14 protein-coding genes are annotated in these 21,715 nt (G+C 59.4%); 5 read left to right on the forward strand and 9 right to left on the reverse strand.

All coding sequences use genetic code 11. The features are described from left to right. The coding region (gene aroH, locus VGE80_RS01435; RefSeq protein ID WP_440591408.1) for a chorismate mutase at positions 1-260 on the forward strand (260 nt) is incomplete at its 5' end. Between the two features lie 183 nt (positions 261-443). Here the strand turns inward: aroH and VGE80_RS01440 are convergent. From VGE80_RS01440 to pilM, 6 genes are all read right to left on the reverse strand, one after another. Next, complete coding sequence (locus tag VGE80_RS01440; RefSeq protein ID WP_440591409.1) at positions 444-1,865, reverse strand: DUF6513 domain-containing protein; 1,422 nt, start codon at positions 1,863-1,865, stop codon at positions 444-446. Positions 1,866-2,024: 159 nt separating this feature from the next. Beyond that, entirely contained in the window at positions 2,025-2,939 is a 915-nt protein-coding gene (locus VGE80_RS01445) for a TatD family hydrolase (RefSeq protein ID WP_397571499.1), read from the reverse strand. A gap of 141 nt (positions 2,940-3,080) precedes the next feature. Next, entirely contained in the window at positions 3,081-4,286 is a 1,206-nt protein-coding gene (locus tag VGE80_RS01450) for an aldose epimerase family protein (protein WP_373650323.1), read from the reverse strand. A 289-nt stretch (positions 4,287-4,575) separates the two neighbouring features. Continuing rightward, positions 4,576-5,985, reverse strand: a complete 1,410-nt coding sequence (locus tag VGE80_RS01455; protein ID WP_440591410.1) for a DUF1501 domain-containing protein — start codon at positions 5,983-5,985, stop codon at positions 4,576-4,578. 254 nt (positions 5,986-6,239) lie between these two features. Continuing rightward, the gene (locus VGE80_RS01460; RefSeq protein WP_440591411.1) at positions 6,240-7,934 is read right to left on the reverse strand and encodes a hypothetical protein; all 1,695 of its coding nucleotides are present in this window, start codon (positions 7,932-7,934) and stop codon (positions 6,240-6,242) included. A 101-nt stretch (positions 7,935-8,035) separates the two neighbouring features. Continuing rightward, entirely contained in the window at positions 8,036-9,532 is a 1,497-nt protein-coding gene (gene pilM, locus VGE80_RS01465) for a type IV pilus biogenesis protein PilM (RefSeq protein WP_440591412.1), read from the reverse strand. 901 nt (positions 9,533-10,433) lie between these two features. Between pilM and VGE80_RS01470 the strand changes: the two genes are divergently transcribed. Next, on the forward strand, positions 10,434-11,435 hold the full coding sequence (locus tag VGE80_RS01470) for a YybH family protein (protein WP_373650328.1): 1,002 nt from the start codon (positions 10,434-10,436) through the stop codon (positions 11,433-11,435). Positions 11,436-11,554: 119 nt separating this feature from the next. Further along, on the forward strand, positions 11,555-14,353 hold the full coding sequence (locus VGE80_RS01475) for a tetratricopeptide repeat protein (RefSeq protein WP_440591413.1): 2,799 nt from the start codon (positions 11,555-11,557) through the stop codon (positions 14,351-14,353). A gap of 322 nt (positions 14,354-14,675) precedes the next feature. Here the strand turns inward: VGE80_RS01475 and VGE80_RS01480 are convergent, their stop codons facing one another. The 3 genes from VGE80_RS01480 to VGE80_RS01490 form a co-directional block, all read right to left on the reverse strand. Next, complete coding sequence (locus tag VGE80_RS01480) at positions 14,676-15,380, reverse strand: PTS sugar transporter subunit IIA (protein WP_373650331.1); 705 nt, start codon at positions 15,378-15,380, stop codon at positions 14,676-14,678. Between the two features lie 125 nt (positions 15,381-15,505). Then, the gene (locus tag VGE80_RS01485) at positions 15,506-16,267 is read right to left on the reverse strand and encodes a sugar phosphate isomerase/epimerase family protein (RefSeq protein ID WP_373650332.1); all 762 of its coding nucleotides are present in this window, start codon (positions 16,265-16,267) and stop codon (positions 15,506-15,508) included. A 173-nt stretch (positions 16,268-16,440) separates the two neighbouring features. After that, a complete protein-coding gene (locus tag VGE80_RS01490) occupies positions 16,441-18,342 on the reverse strand; it encodes a hypothetical protein (RefSeq protein WP_440591414.1) in 1,902 nt (633 codons plus the stop codon). A 349-nt stretch (positions 18,343-18,691) separates the two neighbouring features. Between VGE80_RS01490 and VGE80_RS01495 the strand changes: the two genes are divergently transcribed. Both VGE80_RS01495 and VGE80_RS01500 read left to right on the forward strand, forming a co-directional pair. Beyond that, entirely contained in the window at positions 18,692-19,954 is a 1,263-nt protein-coding gene (locus VGE80_RS01495) for a Gfo/Idh/MocA family protein (protein ID WP_440591415.1), read from the forward strand. Between the two features lie 762 nt (positions 19,955-20,716). Further along, on the forward strand, positions 20,717-21,685 hold the full coding sequence (locus VGE80_RS01500) for a hypothetical protein (protein ID WP_440591416.1): 969 nt from the start codon (positions 20,717-20,719) through the stop codon (positions 21,683-21,685). Positions 21,686-21,715: the final 30 nt, after the last annotated feature.

The following is a 21,715-nucleotide window of genomic DNA, read 5'->3' on the forward strand; positions in this document are numbered from 1 at the left end:
CAGAATTCGACGAAGTTGTTTCCGCCATCTTCACGACGTCGCATGATCTGACTTCGACTTTCCCCGCTGAAGCGGCCCGCGCGATCGGTATGAAACAGGTCCCGCTGCTGTGCGCATCCGAGATTGCTGTTCCCAGCAGCCTGCCCCGCTGCATCCGGGTCCTGCTGCACGTCAACACGGACAAGAAGCAGTCCGAAATCGTCCATGTCTACCTGCGTGAAGCCAAGAAGCTGCGACCTGACATGTGCAGTGCTCAGTGACAAAACGTCTCCCTGAGGCGCCTGCCAAGTCGCCTTCACGTCCTTGGCATCACGCCGTCCATGCGGTAAGCCTCTTCGATTGAACCCGCTTGCAAGTTGCTGGTTCGATCATGTCAGGGAGAAGCGGGTCCCTGCTCGCTTCACAACGGAGCCGGCTGGTTTCGTCGAATTGGAAGAACCTGATTATTCCACCGCCGGGGTGGGGGATTCGGATTCTCCCGTTCGGTGCTTTCGCCGTTTGAGAGCACTGATTTCGTCGACGGTCAAAAATCCCCATCTCAGGGTTTCGTCCTGGATGTATTGCTTGCCGAGCGTCAGTGCTGTTCTGGCTTTGCTCAGTTCCATTCCCAGGTAGAAGGCATGTTCGGCGGTCATGGAACCGCCGGTGCTCGCCCGCATCTCGTCGAAGACTTCGTAGGGATCGCTGCCGTGCCAGTAGCCGTCACGGTTCATCAGATGAACTTCGCCCCCCTCGGCGAAAACGCGGAAGTTGGGGTCGGTCAGTTGCCCCGCCATCGTCCGCAGGTTCTCGTCCCCGAGAGTGCGTCGTTTCGGGTCCCGGAGCATGACGAGTTGGCCCCCCAGATGTTTGGGCAGGACCCGATTCTGCAGGCTATGTCGCACCAGACGCCGGGCCAGATCGAATTCGCGAACGGCGGTGGTCCCCCAGTTGATGACTTCCGTCGCCAGGACGCTGGCAATCTGGAGTTCTTCGCAAATCGCTGCCAGCAGGAAGTTGACCCCTGCGCTATCGACTTCCGTCAGCTCGGTCAGATTCCCGACTCCCATCATCATCGGGGTTTCGGGAAAGCGACGCCTTGTTTCAAAGTACCGCTGAAGCGATGCGGCAAATCCAAAGCCGATCGGCTCAAGGACAGGATCCAGCCGAAACGATCGCCCCGCCTCGGTCAGTTTCGCAATGGTCCCGTTCCAGGAATCGAGATTCCGCAGATCGTCCGAGATCACGACAAACTCGGCAGGGACCTTGCAGGCCCAGTCGACGTTGGTGCCGTTACAACTGAGGACCAGTTCGGCACCCGCTTCGACGGCCGACTCGACTTCCCTTTGATCAAAGCTGTCGACCGAAACGCGCAGGCCTTCAGACCGCAATTGCCTGACGGCGGCGGCGATCCCCGGCCAGGTTTCACCGGGAATACACCCCAGGTCGATGACGTTGGCGCCAGACTGCTGATACCGAACAGCCTGACTCAGTAGCTCTTGCTCACTCAGCCGCGGGGCGTGGTTAATTTCGGCCAGGATCTCGATGGAGTAGTCGTCGAGTGGCGGGATTGCTCGCTTGCTTTTGCCGAAGTGTTCCGGCAGGTCGAACAGATCCTTGGGGCCACGTTCGAACGGCAGTCCGAACTGGGAAGAGAGCGGCGACAGATCTCCCGTGCACCAGCCGGGGAGAATAACGCGACTGACACCGGCGGGCACCTTCAGTTTTCGCTGCACCCAGTTCACATGCATCAGGGCGGCGACAGAGATACCGAGTACCGCGATTTCATAGTCGAAGCCCACTTTCTCGGCGAGTGGCTGAAGAACGACCTTCAACGACGGTTCCGCCAGTCGGCCGGTCACAAAAAGAAGACGTTCGCGCGACATGCGGACCACTGTGCGGCTGTGGGTGATCAAACAGGGATCGGTCAATCAGGATTCCAGACTGACCAGGGTCCGTCCCGATCGCTTCAGGGGCAGCCCAGGTCAATTTTCCATGATTGGACTGCCTGAGTCTTACCGGACGACTCAGACAATTATACCGAGCTACTGAATCAGATACTCTGAAGTAGCCTCGTCGACGCGGGGTGTCTGTCCCCCTCGCAGCACGCTGTTCCCCTGGAACAGGTTTCGCTGATCGACGGGAAGTGGGTTCAGCCAGTCCGACTCCTGGAACTGACCGCTCTGCGCGTAGGCCGTCAGTGCGTTACGGTAGCAGGCCAGTTCGATGTGTTCCTGCGGAATGCCGCGCTCTTCTGCCAGCTTGGCTGTTTTGGGGACCGCCAGGACGTCGGACTTGCCCCAGTCGGCTGAGCTGTCGACGATCACTCGTTCTGCTCCTGCGACTTGCAGAATGTCGACCATCCGGGCATTTCCCATCTTGGTTCCGGGGTAGATCGTAAATCCACACCAGTAACCGCGATCGAGCACTTCGCGGTAGGTTTCCTCATTGTTGTGATCGATGATGCACATGTGAGGGGAAATGCCATGCTCTTCGATGACATCCATCGTCCGGTACGTCCCCCGCTTTTTGTTGCGGTGAGGCGTGTGAATCAGGACGGGCAAGCCGACTTCCTTGGCCAGCTCCAGTTGCAGGCGCAGGAATTTTTCCTCGGTCGCGGTCTGGTCGTCGTAACCGATCTCACCAATTGCGACGACCCCTTCCTTGGTGGCAAACAGGGGAAGCAGATCCATGACCTGTTCGGCGAGACGTTCGTTGTTCGCTTCCTTGGAGTTCAGTCCGATCGTGCAGTAGTGTCGGATCCCGAACTGCGCCGCCCGAAACCGTTCAAACCCGACAAGGCTTGAGAAATAGTCCTTGAAGGTACCGACTTCCGTCCGTGGCTGCCCCTGCCAGAACGCCGGCTCAATAATCGCCTTCACCCCCGCCGCCGCCAACGCTTCGTAATCATCCGTCGTGCGGGAAACCATGTGAATGTGAGGATCGATGTAGATTGACACAGGCGGCCTGTCGACTTTCTCTGACCGGGTTGCGGCGGGGCGGGTGGACCTGTTGTTCCTGTGGGATTGGCAGCCGAGTCCTTCAGGGGGGGACTCGCTGCCGTCCCGGTGGGGGTCTTGATTGCCAGGAGATGGCGGTGGTTACTGGACCGAGAACTTGTGTACCGTGGTCTGGCGATAGGTTTCGCCGGGGTTCAAACGCGTGGTGGGGAACTCGGGGCGATTCGGTGAATCCGGGAAGTGCTGGGTTTCCAGACAGAAAGCACCATGCTTCACTGCGTTTCCTGTTTCTCGCGTCCCCTCCAGATAGTTGCCGGTGTAGAACTGGACGCCGGGCTCGGTGGTGGAAATTTCCAGGACGCGGCCTGACTTGGGTTCGACGATCCGAGCGGCGGGACGAAGCTCTCCGGCGGTTCCGTTGATCACATAGCAGTGATCGTAGCCACCTCCCCCGTTGACCGTCTGATCGATGCGGGTCCCAATTTTTTCTGGCTTGGTGAAGTCCATGACGGTGCCACTGACCGGGGCAAGTTCCCCTGTGGGAATCGAACCCTCGTCGACAGGAATGTACTTGTCACAAAAGAGGGTCAGTTCGTGATCGAGGATCGTTCCGTTGGCGGCGCCGGCGAGGTTCCAGTAGGCGTGGTTGGTCAGATTCAGGACCGTTGGCTTACCCTCGACGGTGGCTTCGTAGTCGATCCGCAGTTCGTTGTCGTCGTTGAGAGAATACGTGACGACCGTCTTGAGGGTTCCGGGGAATCCTTCTTCCCCATCAGGGCTGGTGTACGTGAGTTTGACGCCGGCGGCTTTTTCGTTCTGGAAGGGGTCTGCTTTCCAGAGTTTCTTCATGAAGTGCTCGATTCCTCCATGCAGATGGTGACCGCTGTTGTTTGCCGCCAACTGGTACTCTTCGCCGTCGATGGCAAATTTGCCGTGGGCGATGCGGTTGGCAAACCGTCCGCAGATCCCGCCAAAGTAGGGGCCGTTGACGAGAAATTCCTCGGGCGTGGCAAACGTCAGCGTGACATTTTCCAGCTTCCCTTCGCGGTCAGGAACTTCGACCGAGGTGATGATTCCGCCGCGATTGATGATTCCCACTTTCATGCCATGCCGGTTTCGGAGGTTGAAAGCTTTGATTTCCCGGCCGTCTTCGGTCTGGCCAAATGGTTCGGGTTGGACGGTCAGCATGGGTGTTTCCGCGGAATTGGTTTCGGTTTCGATCTCCGGAGCGGGCGTTTGAACGCCGGGAGCGGCAGGATTGCTCACTCGTCCCTCACATCCCATGGCGATCAGCAAGCCGCTGAGCAACAGTCCCGTTGCCAGCCGTGGATACGGTTGTGTTTTCATGGTGCATCGTCCTGGTTCATGTAAGGCACGCCGGTCATTGAAGCCCTATCTTGGGTTTCGGTGACAAGGGATGCAAGTCTCACAGCTCCGTCAAAGCACTGCCTGCAAACTTTCACACCGCAGGGTCGCCGAGGGGGACCATTCCGACTCGGGAAGGAGGCTCTGTCACACCACCGCCCCGGGGCCACGTCGTCCCGGCTATTCGACGATTGGCTCAACAGGGGGGCATCGCAGGGAAACAGATACTTCTGTTGACAAAAGCACGTCCCGCCAACGGGGGCTGCAAAAGTTACACAAACAGTTCTCGAACCGGTCGTCCCGCCACGATCTGATGCGGTCGGTTCAGTCCGTCGTGCAGGACTTCTCCCGGCGCAACACCCAGGGCGTGATACATCGTCGCGACGAGATCGTGAGGAGTCAGTGGTTTGTCGCTCGGGTAGGCTCCGTGTTTGTCGCTCGCTCCGTAGACCTGTCCGCCGCGGATTCCGCCCCCTGCCATCACGCCGCAGTAGCAGTACGGGTGATGTTCACGTCCCACGCTGGCGTTAATGTGGGGGGACCGTCCGAACTCACCCACCCACACGACCAGCGTGTCGTTCAGTTGGCCGGACTGTTCCAGGTCGTCGAGTACGGCACTGAAAGCGCGGTCGGATGGAGGAATCAGGTCGTTCTTCAGACGATTGAAATTGTTGCCGTGCGTATCCCAGAAGTTTTGGCCGTCGTTCTGCCAGTTCACGGAGACGAACGGGACGCCGTGGTCGAGTAACCGGCGGGCGAGCAAGACGCTTTGTCCGTGAGTGTTGCGTCCGTAGCGGTCACGTGTTTCCGGTGATTCCTGCTCAAGATCAAATGCCTGTCGCACTGAGGAGGAGGTCAGCAGGCCGAACGCCTGCTGCTGTTGAGCATTCAGGCGGCGCGACATCGACGCCTCATCGACCAGACGGCGCTGAGTATCCATGAGCGTCAGCAGGTTCTGGCGACGGAGCAGACGGTCAGGCGACTGACCTTCGATTAACGAGAGCGAGGGGACTTGCCAGCCGGGGGTGTTCGGGTCACCGGCTGCCAAAAGTGGATCGTACTGTCGTCCCAGCCAGCCGGAGTTTTGTCCGGGGGCCTGACCTCCCGGTGCCGCGGGGTGATAGGCGAACCAGGGGACCGTGACGAACGAAGGGAGTGCCCCCAGTGACGGCCGCAGCTTTGACATGACACACCCGATGTGCGGGGTATCGCGATCGCTGGGAGGAGCCGCATCACTTTTGTTTCTGGGGGGAAGTTGCCCCGTCAGTGTCGTGTGTCCACTGGAGAGGTGGGCAGGGTCGTCGTGACCCAGTGAACGGATCACAGCCAGCTTATCCGCACGTTGAGACAGAAGCTGAAAGTTCTCAGAGAAATTGATGCCGGGGACGTTGGTCGCGATCGTCTTGAACGGGCCTCTCACCGCATCGGGGGCCTCGGGCTTGGGATCGAAGGTGTCCAGTTGGCTCGGGCCGCCCCACATGAACAGCAGCAGGCACCGCTTCGCCCGTCCAAAGCCAATTTCACCCGAAAGAGTTTCGGAGGCGGTTACCTTTTTACCGGCCGTTCCCTGCAGCGCAGCCCAGCTTGCAGCGCCAAACATGCTGGCCTGAATGAGAGTTCGGCGTCCCACCAGCATTCCCGGCTGAGGCAACAGGGCGTCTGTTCTGTAGGGATTGATCATGCAGTACCCGGCAGGTTCAGAGGTTAGTTCAGCAGTGAAGTCGTACTGAAGAATTTTCAGGAGTGCGGTGCGGGCTGTTCAGGCAGGTTTATCGGTGGCAAGCGGCGCAGGCAGGACGCAACAGGTTGGGTTGATGCATTGTGGCGGATCATGGCGGGGGAAGTCAATTCCGCCTTGGCCGGCAGATGACGGGGTGACGGGGTGGCGGGGTGGCGGGCAGCGTGCAGGCGGTGTCACCCCGCACGGGGGGGAAGTTATCGTCGCACCACCGGGGATTGAGCTTCCCTCAGTGTCTGTCCCGAATTGAGGCGTAGTTCCTTCTTGCCGATCTTCAGGATGATGTGGTTTCGGTTAATTTCTTTGACCGTTCCCTGAAGTTCCGCGACCGAGAACTCATCCCCCTCGTGCAACTCCGTCGTTTTATTCCGGGAGGCATCGTAGAAGAAGGCACGCTTCACGTCTCCTTGTCGAAAGATCATATTGAGACGCGTGAAGAAGGCTTCATCATCCTGAACGTCCAGCTTCAGCGCCAGTGTGGTCGACTGGGGTGGAGAATCATTGTCGGTGACAACCAGTGGCACGGTCAGTTCACCCGTGGGAATGGCGTCTCCGGGGGCCCAGGTCAATTCCCCGGTACGGTCATTGATCGAGAGACCTTCAATGGACTTACCGAGCTTCCAGGTGTAGCGGGCCGTCGAGTCCGGGTTGTTGACGAGCTCTGGCTGAAATTTCCAGTCCCGGTTGAGATAGACGACAGGGGGATTCGTGTCTGCCAGTTTGGGGATGGGGTTTGCATCCCGCAGTCGGATCGTGACTGTTTCCGTCAGGACGCCTTGCGGCGCCGACGGGTGTCGAATCTCGATCTTGAGCGGGTAAGCATCCTGTTTCACGTCGTTGCTGGGTCGCCATGTCAGACGACCTGATTTATCGAGTCGCAAATTTGCGGGGGGATCCCCAACGAGAGAGAACTGCGGTTTTCCCTTTGATGTATCATAGCTGACTGCGTTTAACGTCAGTTCGATCGCCTTGCCCCGTACGAAAGGGCGTTCGGTGATCGGCGCAAGCTGCATCTTGTAGGGTGGTGCGGGCTTGACGAAAATGTTCGCCGAAACGAGCTGGGAGAAGGCTTCCTGAGTCGGTTGCGGCAACCCCGGTATCTGACGAACAAGTTCAACCAGCGAACCCTCTTCGTGGAGGGACGAGGATGTCTGGTCGACGCCGCGGGTCACCGTCCATTTTCCACCTTCCATCTCCGTGACGGTCATGAATTCATTTTCAATGCGGATCTGAAACCCGGGCTCTTTGGGGAAGTCGTCGCCAACTTCGACCTCGATAGCGGTGGCGTCTTCCGGGGTGTCCGCTGTGAGGTTCGTTTGAGGAAACAACGTACGACGCGTCGGGGCATCCACGAGCGCGATCCCCTCGGCCTCGAGCGAGACCTTCATGAACGGATCGCCTTCGACTTCGGGCGAACTGATGTGCAACTGCGAGATACGATGCAGCAGGTTGGTGCGATAGAAGAGATCGAGGAAGCGGACGATTTGTTCGTAGCGGGCTTCGGCTTCGAGTCGAATTCCAACGGAAACGTACTCGTTCCCTTTGAGTGCGCGGCGCGCGGGCGAGACCTTCAGGTCTTCCATTTCGCACAGTTCCCCCAAGTCAGTCAACCAGCGCTGATACAGTCGTTCGGCGTTGGAAGCGTCCGGGCGTTTGAGCTTCCCTCCATCGGGTGGCAGACTGATCTGACGCGCTTCTTTCAACGTCTTGGCAGATCGAGCCAGATTCAAGAGCAGGTCGTCCTTCTCGGCGACCGATTTTGTCAGCCGCTCAAGCTGCTCGCTGCGCGCCTGGAAGGGGCCGAAAATGACGGAGTATGCCCAACCGCTTCCCTGCCAGACCACGACGAAGCCGACCAGGATTCCCAGGATGAGTTTTTCGCGAGGTTGCATGATTCCAATCCACGATTCAAAGGCGAGGCAAACTGATCCCGGCGATGTCAAACAGGGAGAGTGGGGCCTGACGAACTGATTCGAGCAGGTCCCGCAGGGTGTCATGGTTTTGCGGCGGGGGGCGACGGCGGTTTCGCGGGAGGGGCGGGTTTGAGTCGTTGCGGGCCCATTTCCATTTCGACTTCAAACCGGTTCTGGTATTCCGAGTCACCCTTGCCGGAGGTGATCGGCTTTTGTTTGATGCCGTTCTGGAACTTCGGCAGATCGGCCAGACGCTGAGCGAACTGCTCGGCCTCGAAGCGTGTTTTCGCGTTTCCTGCCGCTTTAATTCGGGCGATGGAATCGCCACTGCCGGGGTCGAATCGATAATCGGAAATGACCAGTTTATCGGTCCCTTCCATGACCTGATGAAGTTCGGCAATCTGTTGCAACTGGTTGACGCCACGGGCACGCCAGTCCTCCAGAGCCTTCGACGCCACGAAGGTCGGTTCACCCTCTTTCAACTGGTCCTTGAGTTTCGATTCCCTGAGCTGATTCTGATTAATCTCAGTGTCGTACGCGGCCAGACTTTGCTGGACCACGGCGGTCCCCGTTGCCAGAACGAGGAGTGCTGCAGCAGCGGCGGCAGCATAGTAGGGCTTGCGGGGGTCCCGCTTCGGCGGGGGCTGACGGGGATTCAGCAGGTCCAGTTTGGGCGTGATCGCTCCGGACTGTGTGAATGCCAGTCCCGCCGCAATCGCGTAATGGGACGAGGGACCTTCCAGCTTTGCTGATCCCCCGGAAATTCCGCTTTGCAGAAACGGATCAAACCTCTCCGCGGGACAGTTCCAGCGTTTCGCCAGTGCCGCAGGAAGTTCACCCACATCAGCGTCGTCCCCGATCACCCAGGCCCGGTGCAATGTCCCTTCTGGCAGCCACGCCTGAACCTGAACCAGCAACCGCGAGACCTCGGCCAGCATCTTGGTCACCGGTGGAATGTCGTTGATCGACGACCACTTCACCGCGTGTGCTGCGATCAACTGACGCTGCGAAACCACCGCCAGTTCCATGCGGGCCTGATCTCGTAACACAATCAGGCTGGCCCCCGAAGTCTCGATCGCCTGTTTTGCCTCGCCGCGCGCAATCAGTTCCGTCAGTGCGAGCGAGCTGAGCGTCAGATGAGTCAGGTCGAGACCGGCCTCTTCCAGCAAGGTGCGAAGCGGGGTAACGGTCGACAGCAGTGCTGTGGCCAGCCAGACTTCTTTCTGTGAGACCCCCGCGCGCAGCGGCAGAGGAAGATAGTCAAGCAGCAGCTGGTCGAGCGATTGAGCGGTACGTGCTGCGGCCTGAAACCGGACGAGTGTCGGCAACTCGTCATCGGGCACGGACGGGAGTTCCAGCAGTCTCAGCACGGCGTCTTCGCGAGCCAGCGCCACGACGACCTGTTTGGCGTTGATATTGTGTCGGCGCAGGGTTTCGCGCAGCCACTTCGCGCTGACGGGTTGCTCGGGCCAGTTCACACTGAAACCACCAGCCACCTTGGGGTCGGCCGCGGTCGGGCTGAATTCGATCCCGGTCAGTCGATTTCGATCCCAGCTCAGGGCCAGTAGATCGGCCATAGTATTCCCTTGCTGCCCGCAATGCCTGTTTTAGGTAAGTCCCGGAGGTCGTGTCCGGGACTCGTGTGTTCGTAAGATCCAGCCTTCAGACTATGTAAAGGATACGCACACGGGCGACCCCGAATAAAACTCGCTGCGCGATTTCAGGTCTTCTTCAGGCGAGCCCCGTTTCGGTCTCTTCGGTCAATTACGGCTGCAATTTGGGCAACCACCGGCAGCGCCTGCCGATGGGCTCGTGATCGGAGTCTGTCTCGTGGCGGACATTCATTGTCTGTTCTCCTATATCGGCAATCGAAATCCTCGTCAGGGGGTTAAGGAAGAAATCCTGATCATTCTGGCGTTATCCCGGTTGCCGCAACAGGCATAGTCTGCCGCGATGTGTGGGCGACAGGCGTATGATCCTGCGAGAGTGTCCGCGAAGCGGGCTGGGGGCTTGCGGTCGCTGAGCGACCGTCGCGGCGGTGTCGAGGCTCCCCGCTACTGGAGGTTGCGAGATCCTGCGACGTCACGGTGTTCCAAGAGGAGAGAATCGACTGCGACATAACAGAGGGGCCGCAGCGGTGGGGATTCGCCTTGAACTGCGTCGCATGATGACGGCTGTCGAAGAGTGGATGCCGGACTGTTTCTGTGGGTTGTCGTGTCCCTATGAATGAGGGTCGCAGACGGGAATGTGCTCATCGTCTGAGCTGGTACCGACTTGATAGCAGGTTTGGATTTCGGTATCAGTATAATCACTACTTCTCACAGATGGATCGCCCCGTCACTTCGATGGATCGCCACGGCAGGCACGATCTCAACTCACACTCAATCTTGTGTCGTTCACCGTCGCGCGCGTCGATCATGTCGAGCTGCGGCTCGTCGTTCGATATCACGTGTTCTCTCTCCAGAAGGAATCGCACCGATGAGACTTGGCAACCTGACAGGTTTCGGATCGTTACTGCTCGGAATCGTGCTCACCGCCAATTCTGTAGCAATGGCCCAGGCGAGTACCAACGCTGCTGCCGATGCGGCAATCAAAGAACGCGTCGAAGGATTTGTGAAGGCCTACAACAGCCATAACAGTGACGCGCTGTCAGGTTATTTCACGGACGATGCCACGCTGATCGACGTTGAGGGAGCGGTGATCCGGGGCAAGACCTCGATTGCGGCGCAGTTTGCCGAGGGCTTTGCACAGTCGTCGACCTACAAGCTCGATTCGCAGATCGAATCCATTCGTTACATCACACCTGATGTGGCACAGATTGAAGGTTCCTCGTCACACACGGCCCCCAACGAAGCCCCGATCATCAATCGCTTCGTCTCGCTGGTGGTCAAGAAAGACAACGTCTGGAAGCTGGCGGAAATCCGGGATCTTCCTTCCTCGCAGGATGACATTTCTCCCGCCGACCGGCTGGCGGAACTGGAATGGATGATCGGCGAATGGGTCGACCAGGGTGGTGATCTCAAGATTCACTCCGTTGTGCAGTGGGGCGAGAACAAAGCCTATCTCACGCGAAAGACGACCATCTCGGAAGGGGAAGAAGGGAGTCACAGCAGTCTGATGGTTCTGGCCTATGACCCACAGGCAGGCCAGATTCGTTCATGGTTGTTTGATTCGGCCGGGGGACGAGGCGAAGCCACCTGGATCCGCGTCGCAGATGATCAGTGGGTCCTTCGTGCTGCAGGGAATCTGTCCAACGGACTGCCCAACTCGGCGACTCAGGTCGTCACCATCGTCGGCAAGGATGCACTGAAGACAAGTTCATTCGATCGCATCATTGGTGGAGAAATCGCGCCCGATATTGATGAGATCATGATGGTTCGCAAGGCTCCTGCTGTGGGTGATAAAGCTGCGGCACCCGCCGCCAACAATCCTGCGGCACCAGCGCCCGGAGTTCCAGCGAAGCCAGCCCCTGCGAAATAATTCCGAGCTTTCGGGCCTGAATACTGTCGTTTCGATTGGAGGCCGTTCCGAGTTGACCTGGAACTGCCGGGCCATCGCATTCTGATTTCCATCAACGCTTTGCTCCAGGGTGTCTCACAATGTACAAGCGACTCGCTGTTTCTCTGATGGTCGCGGTCTGCCTGTCATTCCTTACCCCTCCCACTTTCGCTCAGCGTGGGCGACCGGGAGGTGGAGGCGGAGGACGCCCGGGTGGGGGCGGTGGCGGTGGCGGGCGACCAGGTGGTGGAATGTCACATCCGATGGGAGGCATGTCGCGGCCTGGTGGTGGCGGCGGCGGAATGGCCCGCCCCGGTGGTGGTGGGGGGATGTCGCGACCAGGCGGCGGTGGCGGAGGTGGAATGACTCGCCCGCCAACCCAGATGGCTCGCCCCTCGATGCCCAGCCGTCCATCCAATATGGGCGGAATGGTCAATAACCCGATGTCCAATCGTCCTTCGGGGATGTCACGGCCCAGTATGCCCAATCCGGGGATGGGCAATCGGCCGAATATGGGCGGAATGAACAGGCCGAACCTGCCCGGCGGCGTGACCGCCGGAGGTCAGCGTCCCACGATTCAGAATCGACCGAATACTCGTCCAGGTCAGATCGGTGGACCGGGAGGGGGCAACCGTCCTTCCGGAGGAATCGCCGGAGGTGTTCGGCCCACTATTCCAGGTGTCTCGGGGAACCGGCCTGGTGGGATCACGGGGACTAATCGTCCCGGAGGGATTCAGGGAGGGGGAAGCCGTCCGCCAGGTCAGATCGGAAACCGTCCTGGAATCGGAACGGGACCTTCCACGTTGCCCGGACAAGTCGGAAATCGCCCGGGGACTCGCCCCGGTGTCACTTTGCCAGGCCAGATCGGCAATCGGCCCGGCATTGGAAACCGCCCCGGCAGCGGCAGTCGCCCTGGGACGGGTACGGGTGGTCCCTCAACGTTGCCCGGGCAGATCGGCAGTCGACCGGGAACGGGACCCGGGATAGGACCGGGAACTCGCCCTGGTGACATTGGAGCGGGTTTTCGTCCTCCGATTACGACCGGGCCGGGGGGCTCGAATAATCGTCCACCATGGCAGGGGGGAAATCGTCCCGGCGGGGGTGCACGACCACTTCCCGGACAGATCGGTGCGTATCCCGGCGGGGGCGTGCGACCTCCCATTGGCGGTGGCACATCGCCTGGAAACAAGCTTCCCCCTGGTCAAATCGGTGGGAATCGACCGGGGGGGAACCGTCCCGGTGGGGGTGGCGGCGGCCAGTGGGCTGGAAATCGGCCACCCTGGAATGGCAATCGCCCCGGCGGTGGCGGCCGACCTGGCCTTGGCAACGGCGGCGTTCACGGCAACCGGCCCGGTGGAGGGAACTGGGGTAACTGGAATAGCGGAAATAACATCGGTAACAACGTCAACATCAATAACAATCACAACACCGTCATCAATCGGCCTGGAGGCAATTGGGGCGGGGGTTGGGGTGGTGGGAATTGGGGCGGAGGTAACTGGGGAGGCGGAAATTGGGGTGGTGGAAACTGGAATGGCGGTAATTGGGGCGGCGGTGGCCGCTGGGGTGGTGGCTGGGGCGGCCGTCCGTGGTATGGGGGTGGCGGGAACGTCATTAACAACAACTACTATGGACCCGGCTGGAGCGGCGCGAACTATGGAAACTGGTACCACGGGGGTGGAAACTTCTGGGGTGGCTTTGGCGCCGGACTGGTGACCTCATGGGGCGTGAACGCGCTTTTCAACCCAGGCATCGCTTACAGCAGCTACAGCTACTTCCCGTCTGCCTGGGCCGCGCCCGTTTATGGAAGTTGGGGGCTCAGTTCGATCTCATCCGATTGGATGTATGGCAGCTATGCCAATCCTTACATCACACCGGCAACCCAGACGGTGGTCATTCAGCAGCCTCAACCGGTCGTGGTGGAAGTGGGAAGTGCACAGCCCACTACCTCGCAAACAATTGTCGCCTATGACTACTCGAAGCCGATCGACACGACGTCGGCTCCACCCGAGCCGACGGCAGCCGAATCTGCGCAGAAGGTCTTCGAATCGGCGAGAGAAAGCTTCAAGGCCGACGACTTTGGACGGGCGTTAAGTCTGGCCGATCAGGCCCTGGTTCAACTGCCATCGGATCCCGTGCTGCACGAGTTCCGTGCACTTTGTCTGTTTGCGCTGAAGCGCTATGACGAAGCGGCTGCCGTCAACTACGCCGTGTTGTCTGCGGGTCCAAGCTGGGATTGGGCGACGATGATCAATCTCTATTCGAGCATCGACGTCTATACAGACCAGCTTCGACAACTTGAGAATTACGTGAAAGACAATCCCAACTCGGCAGCGGCACAGTTCCAGTTGGCTTACATTTACCTGGCGCAAGGTTCGAAAGAAGCGGCCGGTAAGCAATTTGGTGAGGTTGTGAAGCTGCAGCCAGACGACACGCTCTCTGCGAAGCTCGCCAAGACCTTGAATCCCACGGAGGAGGTCAAAGAGGTTCAGCGAAAACTGTCGAGCGAGTCAGTCTCCGTGCCAACGCCGGCTCCTGATGGCGACGGGACAACTCCGGCAGCCGGGGATCAGGCCGCTCCTCCTCCGCCACCGGAAAAGCTAATGGGAACCTGGGTCGCTTCGCCCGATCCAAAGGTGAAAATCATCCTCGTTCTTAAGTCGGGCGGCGAGTTCACCTGGGCTGTGACGCAAGATGGGCGTACACAAACGATTCAGGGACAAGCCGGCTATCAGGATGATGTGCTGGTGCTGGGTCAGCAGGAGGGCCCACCGCTGGCGGGGAAGATCACTTATGACGAAGGGAAGAAGTCGTTCTCGTTCAAGCCGCCAGGTTCGGCAGAGAATGTGCCTGGTCTGAACTTCACGGCCGAACAGGATGGAATTCCCCCTGCAGCCCAGTAAAGGTAACAGGAAACGTCCATCCGACTTTCACGACCGTGTGCGATCGCACACGGTCGTGGCGTTTCGGGAGGATCAAAGTGGCTTCATCGTAACCCGGTAAGGACAATCCGGGGCGCGCGACTTGCCATCCGGACAAGCGGGAGCGACACCGCGATGACGATTCCCCAACAAAGGAGCGACTGATCACGTTTCCGGCTGCCATAGCCAACTTGAGCGCACACGCTGCGGGAGACCGTTCGCGAACGGAGCGGCTTACGGTGTGAAAGAAAAAAGCCAGGTCAACTGGTGCCACCCGGCTTTGTGAGTTCGCTGGAAGAGTGTGTCAGACGATGAACTGCTGGTCGGCCTGGACGATGACGTCATAGGCGGTCGCACTGTCTTCTGCGGCTCGAAGTTCATCCACGAAGCCGGGGGTCTGTAACAACCGCCCGAGTCTTGCCAGGACGTGCAGATGAGTTCGCGAGTCGCGACAGACGACCAGAAAGAACATATCCGTCATGACGTGATGAGGGGCCCCGAACGGGATGCCTGATTGCAGTCGGCCAAATGCGATCACCGACTGACCCAGTGCGTCGGGCAGTGGGTTACGCGGATGGGGAATCGCAACACCGTTCTCGAATGCGGTCGACAGGACGGTTTCGCGTTCCTGAATCGCAGCCAGCAGAGCCGCGGGTTGCCAGACTTCCCAGGTCCGTCCTGCCAGTTCGACGAGGCTTTCCAGGACCGAGCGTCGCGTGCGGGCTTCGAGAGGGACCAGCACCGTTTCGGGACGCAGGAGTGCCGAGATCGGATGGGGGTCTGCGAACTCGGCTGAGCGGTGTGTCTGCTCAAGAACAGCCAATTCGCGATCGGTGTACTCGCGCATTTCCTGTTCCAGCCAATGAGTGATCTCAGTGGGGTGAAACTGCCACTCGCCCGCCATTTTGCGCCCGGGTATACGACCGCGCTGGACGAGTTTCTCGATCTCGCGGCGGTCTCGCCCCAATTGACGAGCCAGCTCTTCGAGGCTGAACCATTCTCGCGACATGTTTCGGCCAAACATTCAAAGGGCGGGAAAAACCGTTGGTGGGAATCTGCAGAAGCAACCACGAGCGATAACAATCGTCACTTGGTTGCGAATCGGCACTCCGTTGCCCAGAACCATTTGCCGAGTTACTTGGGGGCGGTCGCCCGAAGCGACATCCCTTTCACCACCGCATGCGACTGTTCGATCAGGTGTGTGTAATTCGACTTCCACACATTACCCGACCAGACCTGAATGTCAAAGTAACCAGCGTACCCTGCTGACTGAAAGCCTTGAATCAGTTCTGTCAGCGGGAGCACCCCTTCACCTGGCATCCGGCGATCCTGTTCCGAACCGGGCACGCGATTGCTGTCACTTAACTGCACGATGTTGGTGATCGGCGCAATTTCGGGAATACGGCTCAGCAGGTCAGGCTCTTCAAACATCTGATAGGTGTCAAAGGCCAGACCGACGTGTGATGAGCGGATCAGGCCCAGCACATCCAGGGTCTCGTCCAGCGAGTTGAGGTACGTCCACTTTTTGCTGAACTGCCGATGCATCGGCAGCAGCGACAGTGTGACCCCGGCCCGTTCTGCGTAGTCCGCCATCTGCCGCATACCATCCACGACGAGCCGGCGGCTGTGGCGTACGGTATGTCCATGCTTTGACCCGCTGACACAGATCACGGTTTTCGCACCGACGATCTCGGCTTGATCAATAGCCTGCATGCCATCTTCGATGGCTTCCAGATAACTGAACCCGCAACCGCCTGTGAAGCCTCCGGCGAAGGACAGCGATGAAACTGTCAGTCGTGCGTCCGTCAGTGCCTGTGCGGCACGCCGTTCTCCAAAATCAGCAAGCTTGGGTCGCCACAATCCAATCGCATCAAAACCGGCCTGCTTGAGTTGCAAGGCTTCTTGAGCTAACGACCATTGGAATGTAGTGAGCTGACTTAATGACAGTCGAAATGGAGCGATTGACTTGGGAGATGCAGCATATCGGTCTAATAAATTCGGCAGATCGGCGTCCAAAGTGGAGCTTTGAACACTGTGCGGAGTAGTCGGATTGTTCACTCTTGGGTCTCTCAAGAGTTAGGATCGACGAGGATGAAGGGAATGTCCTCGCTGGGATGATGGTCAAGTTCTAAAGTCCCTGACCACACGGGGCAGAATTGTGCCCAACTCTGCGGCGATTGCCAAGAGCAGGCCGCGACTTTTATTGAGATAAGTAATTCGTGTCTGACTTGACGAGCAGATCTGTCTTGACATGCCAATCCAGCAAACTTTTCCGGGCCTGGTCCATTCATACGGAATACCGAATGGTTCTTTCCCGATCCCCGGGGCTGCGTTTCCGGCAGTAATTCCTGCGGGGCCTGGATGGCGCGCAGCGGAGCAACAAGCAACTGCGGAGCGACCCCCAGGATCAGTGTTGTCAGGGCTGCCAGTATCCCGGCCACCAGGGCACCACGCCCGCCGGTGAACCGAGTACGCGCGAGTGGCTGCTCGAGAAACAGTTCCCGAAAGAACCGGATGGCGATCCCCGCAATCGGGATGGAGGCGATGATCCCGAGGAAGATCAGGATGCGAAGGCTTCCATGAGGAACCAGAATGCTCGACAGCGTCTTGATGTGGACATTCAGACTCACGACGATCATCCACCAGCGCCCCCAGAATCCTGCCGTCCACGGTCCCCCTGCACAACTGATGATCGAGGCCATGAGGACGATCGCAGGGATCACCGCGAAACGAGCGAGTCCCTTGAGGTCTTCCAGATACTCGACGCCACGTCCCGCACGGGAGAGAAACTCGAGTGTCCAGATGACCCCGCCGCACGCGACGAGCTGCACGACCTGGGCATAAACCAGCAGGGACAGGGTTTCCGGCTCTGTGGGAAACTTGGCCCAGCGGGCATCGGGGTGCTGAAGCTCCATCGCCACGGCGATCAGACCAATCCCCAACCACGCGCTCTGCGCAATGACCAGGCTCCTGACCCATACGGGTATGGAGCGACTGCCTGCATTAAATCCGCGAACGGCCATCACGGCCGAACGAAGAAAAGCGACCAGGCACAGGACGATCAGCAGAATGGTCAGCGAATCTCCCAGTCCCTCAAACACCACACCGCACAGGCGAGTCAGCGCGATGCCCCCCGCCAGGGGGCCCGACAGCAGGATAAATCCGCATAGCGGACGAGGGGTGATATCGGAACCCGGTGCGTCGTTGTCGAGCAGGGCAATAACTCCCATCCGGCCATACAGCGAAAGAACGATCAGGCCCGCCGCCAACAGGATCAGTTTTGAAGGGGCTCCGATCGAGGCCTCCGCGGATTGGGGTTGATAGGCGACGACGAGGATTCGCTTGATCGCGTCGAACTCGGTTGTTGCGAGTGTGTTCATCAGTAACGCGATCCCCAGCCACAACCCGATGGAGGTGAGCCAGTGAAGTTCGCTCTGGTTTCCAGAGAACGTACCTCCTGCGGAGGGGGAACGGATTTCCGTCATTGGCTCTCCCGTCGCGCCAGTGACCGTCGTGGCAGTCACCGTCGCGAGTCGATTCAGCCGACGAAACGCCAGACCCGCTGCACCTGTGATCTCCAGCGACAGTCCCAGCGAGAGGAAATCATTCGACCTGGCGATCAACATCAGGCCCGCCAGGCTAAAAAGAAAAAATCCGTGGTCATTCGCCTCGTTCGGACTGAAGGTACTTCGGTCCAGAAGCGCGAAACCGGCGAGCAATCCGAATGCGAGGACCAGTCCCTGTTCTGACACGGCGAGCGGGTCATTGATCCAGACGCGATGCCGATGGATCGACTCACTCTGTTCTGTCGTCGTGACGGGGTCAAACCACAAGCAGGCCACCGCGATCAGCACGGCAGCCAGTGAAAATCCTCCCCAGGCGAAACGAGGATGAACCTTGTGGAAATGGCCCCAGACCAATGCGATGCCTCCGGCGGCGAGTAACAGCGTCGGCGGAGTCGGAAGGGGCATGAATGACCTTTTAACGACCTTGAAGAGGATCTGTATCGGAGTTCGCAGGAGGTAAACCGCAGTCCGACAGTCTCGTATTGATGCCGCAGGTGAGCAAGTCACGCGAAGAGGAATCACTCGCCGGAATCTCGACGACTCAGCGTTTCCGGCCGCAGCCGATCCGGACTTTGTCCACAATCAGGGTGGTCACGGGGAGGGAGCAGCTACTCGTCCGGGAAGGCGTGGCCCTCCTCAAACGTGCGCAGACAAGTTACCCGGTCTCGATTGTGAATCTGCATGCCAGTGGTAATCATCTTCGGTCGACATTCCTCAGCAGATATCTGAATAACCTTTGATCGGGAATACGTCAGTGACTTCGCCTCTTCCTTCGCTTCGTGCCGGCATGGTTGGCATGGGAATGATTTTTGACGAGACCTACCGGCCGTTCTTTGAACGAACGCATGGCGAAAGTCTGTTCGATCACCGGTTCGGTGTGATCAATGTCCCTCTCGTCGCCGTCGCGTCAAAGACGGGGCATCGTGCGGAAGCCTATCGGAAGTCGGCCGGGTCACGAGTTTTCCCCTTTACCAGCTTTGCGGGAGAGGATTCGGTCGAGCAATTAATCGCGGCCAACGTCGATTTCGCGTGCGTGGCAACACCCGATAACAGACACTTCGATGCGGCGAAGAAATTGCTCGAAGCGGGAGTCCATGTTCTGATCGAGAAGCCCTCGGTCCTGGCTCTGGGGGAACTCGAGGAACTGGCCGCAATCGCCAAACGGAAGGGGCTACTGGCAAAGGTCGTTTACCACAAGCTGCTCGACCCGGATCACAAGAAGTTGCGAACGCTGGTCGCGGATCACGTGCTGCGTCACGTCAACAACGGCTACTGCTCGCTGCTGGAACCCAAGCAGATCTCGGGCAGTCAGTTTTCGGAATGGATCACCGGCCGTAATCCGGGAACGTATGTCGCGGTGCATTACATCAAGTTGATCGACTTCACGTTCGGCGGACGCCTCAAGACCGTGACCGCGACCGGCCAGCGAGGCATCGTCGGCCCCAAGGATGGACCCACCTGGGACAGTACCCAGATGCGGATGATTTACGAGTACGATGATGGTCGGGAAGCGGCGTTCGATATCCACACTTCGTGGGTCACTCCGGACAACTTCCCCGGTTACGTTGAGCAGGAAGTGCAGTTCCGCTTTGACAATGGAATCTGGAACGGGCATTCCCGCAAACGAGGCGTGGAATGCACGGTGGAAGGAGAGACACCGATCACCCGCAAGATCACGATGAACAACCACTACAACGGGACGTTCCTCGAGCCGTGGGGTGAACGATCCCAGCGCGGTTACGGAGTGGAAGTTCTCGAGCGCTTCGTACGAGAGCTGGGGTACGTCAAATTCGGTGGCACTTCAAGTGAGCAGCCGCAACGACTGGAACAGATGCAAAGCCTGGCTTACAACGATCTGACGGCGGACTGGCAGACAGTCGCGGCGGTTCAGGCACTCGAAGCCATTCTGGAGCGACAGGCCGCCGGCGAGCCCGATTGTGTAGTGCGTGTCGATCCGCGAGAACGTTCGCTCACACTGTATCGACCCGGTCAGGCTGCTCCCGTCAAGCTGCATTAGCATTCCATCCCGCTCTTGATGATCCTCGTTTCCGGCCAGCCCCGACAAGGGGGACCGGACACAAGTGCAGACAACGACCTCACGTTCCCTCTCCCGGCTTCCCGACCTCAAGCCCGGAGAGGGTTTTCGTTTTACACATTCACTCCCGCTTCCTCTCTCAATGCCCTCCGCGCCAATGCGGCGCCAGGAATGCCGAATCGCTGAACGGCGCGATTTCCCGCCATCAGCCAATCCGACGCACCACGCTCTCCGAAAGTGGCCCGGCTCTCGACGCTCACATCACGGCGAACGGACACGGCAACGTGAGGGCGCTGCAAGTCGTTCGACCTTTTGGCTTTCAGAGTGACAGGGACGCGGTTGAGCCCATCCGGACCTGAATTTCAGCCAAATTCGGACGCGCGGAAAAACATCGCGCGGCGGTATCGGGGTGGCCTGCGCGACTATCAGGATGACGCGATCGAAAACACCGCGCGATCGCGAGGTCATTTACGGCACAGGAAGCTGGCAACGTGTTGGATTCCTTTGTGGGGCCTGATGGATCGGGACATCTGCGGTCAATTGCGATTTCACTTCTTCGCCTAAGGAAAGGGAAACCCATGCTCAGCATCGTTCGAAGCGGGGGGACGTTCGCAGCAACGGTGTTGCTGCTGATCAGCCCGCTTGCTGCAGTTGAATTACAGACCGAAGGGGACAGCGTTGCCTCAGCAGCGCAACCTGACAATGAGGCCAAGCCAGCAGAAGCCCCGGAATCACCTCCCGCGGATGCTGAAGCAGCGGCAGAAGCAGCAACTCCACCAGCAACTCCGGCTGATTCGCCTGAAGCCACACCCGACCGGCCGAAACAACGTGACCGGTCGGGACGTGGGTGGGGACGCGAACACCACCACCGCGGGCCTCACGGTCGACACGAAGGCTGGGGACCAGGACGAGGTGAGGGATGGGGCCCCGGCCGACATGGGGGACGCGGGCCAGGTCCGTTCCAGCACGGTCGCCGCTTCGCAGGCCGGGGGGGAGACTTCCATCGAGATCATTTCCGACACGAGGCCCACGAGGGATGGGGGCGCGGGTGGGGACGCAGTGGGGGGCATGGCGGCCCTGCACCGCGTGAATTCGCTCATCGAGGTGATGGCAATCGACCTGATCGTCATTTCGATCGTCACGACAGAGAGGGCTGGGGAAGGCCGGGGCGCGGTGGACCGCCGCATCATCGAGGTGATTTCGATCGCGACCGAGACTTGGGACGGAGAGAGTTCCGCCGCGATTGGGGGCCACGCGACGGGTTCGGTCCACGTGAACATCACTGGGCCGGGCGAGATGACGATGGTTCACATCGTGAATTCGGCCGAGATCGAGGCCCCCATCGTGGTCCCCGCCACTTCGGCCCGCCACCTCATCGATTTGCTGCACGGGACGGCCGATTCGACGGCCCGCCCCATCGACCCGGATTTGGCGCGCCACGAGGGGGTGGCTTTCGCGAATTCGCTCATCGGGATGGTCGACCTGACTTCGGCCCTCCACGGCGCCCTCATCATCCGCACTCCGCTCACGAGGGGTGGAGGGGACGCGGACCCGACTGGGGTGATCGTGATTTCCGATCGGCTCGAAGTGATACGCACTGGGAAGGGCGACGACATGCGGGATACCGAGGGGGACATGAGGGGCCTGACTTCCATCACCACTTCGGTCGATTTCCTGGTCGAGAGAGACACGGATTCGGTCGTGGCCCAGTGAGGCCCCCTCATCGGGTGGCCGAATCGGATC

The organism is Schlesneria sp. (assembly GCF_036405755.1).
Lineage (GTDB): Bacteria > Planctomycetota > Planctomycetia > Planctomycetales > Planctomycetaceae > Schlesneria > Schlesneria sphaerica.